The 1,286-nt window shown below is 51.2% G+C and carries 1 protein-coding gene; it reads right to left on the minus strand.

The features are described 5' to 3' along the window. Positions 1-26: 26 nt before the first annotated feature. Positions 27-1,286 (minus strand): hypothetical protein (locus ACP5J3_RS14720; protein WP_428496365.1); only part of this gene is annotated, 1,260 nt, incomplete at its 5' end.

The following is a 1,286-nucleotide window of genomic DNA, read 5'->3' on the forward strand; positions in this document are numbered from 1 at the left end:
GTCGCGCGAAGCGCAGTAGTAGGGCGTCATGCTACCTTAGCCTCTTTGCAGAGATCTCCCAACTCAACAGTAGAGGCTCTTACGCGCACAGCCGCTTTGCCGTACATCTCCTGCGTCCTCTTGGCAAAAAGATCGACGCATTCCGCTCTACCACTTTTCACACACCCATCAACATCAGGTAGTACGTCTCTTATGATTGCTCTGAAGACTGCGGATTTCATAAGCTCGCTCCTAGACGGCCTAGGCTTCTCTGCGAAGAGCTGTTTAAGCTTTTCGCAGAACGCGGGCTGTGCGGATTCATGGGTCTTTACCCCAATTCTCTGCAGAGCTTCTGCCGCCACAACTTTTGCAATAATATTGAGAACTCCACGGTATATGATATCCCCGCCATGCGTCTTGAGCTCCGCAAGCCCTCCGACGAGTTGGTGGACGTCTGTTTTTATGTTGATTTCATTCTTTACGCCAACTGTCTGGGGAGATACCGTTAAGAAGATTGTTTTGCCGCAGTCAGCATGTTGAAGCGGGTTGACATCCTTGGCGGTGGCTCTTACCTTCACTTCTATACACGTCCCATCTTCAGTGTAGACGTCAGGCACACTCGGGCCATGGTACGGCTTCCATTTTACGGCGAGTTTGAGCGTGTTGATCACGGCATCGTGTAAATCCCTCTCGATTTGGTTATCCACAATGCGCTTCTTCGCCCCTTTAACCGCTCCCAAGACAAACGCCATGATGTGTCTAAAGACGTAGCCGTTTTTCAGCATCTCGATACTGGCGTGGGTTGCGAAGCGATCGAGTTGATCACATGCAAGTCTTTTGACAAATTCTTCGGCGTCTTTTTCAAACCCCGGAGCCAGAGATATTCTATCAAACGCCTTGATGGAGTGATACTTCTCGACTGCGCCGCGCCCAATTCTGTTTACAAGCACCGCCAGATCCATGTTGTAGTGGGAGGTTACAACGATGTGGACTACCAGTCCCGGTATCTCGGCAAGCCTCTTCAACATAATTTCTGTGTCTTTCGCCAGCTTGTCGTCTTTTGCCAGCGCTTCTAGCGGATATTCGTCTAGGAGGATCAGCATATGTATCGGCTTGCCTAAAGCAGTTGCCACGGCCTGCGCCACCTCAAGAGCGCAGACGTGATCTCTGCACAACAAGCTTCTCCCAGACACATTGTGGATCCACATATGAATAGCGCCTGCTATCTTCTGCTCCAGCTGGCTGACAAACTCGCGGGCCCTCTGGAGATCGCCGTGCATGTGCTCCAGCAGATATGGCCACTTCTT

This window comes from Pyrobaculum sp., assembly GCF_049971835.1.
Lineage (GTDB): Archaea > Thermoproteota > Thermoprotei > Thermoproteales > Thermoproteaceae > Pyrobaculum.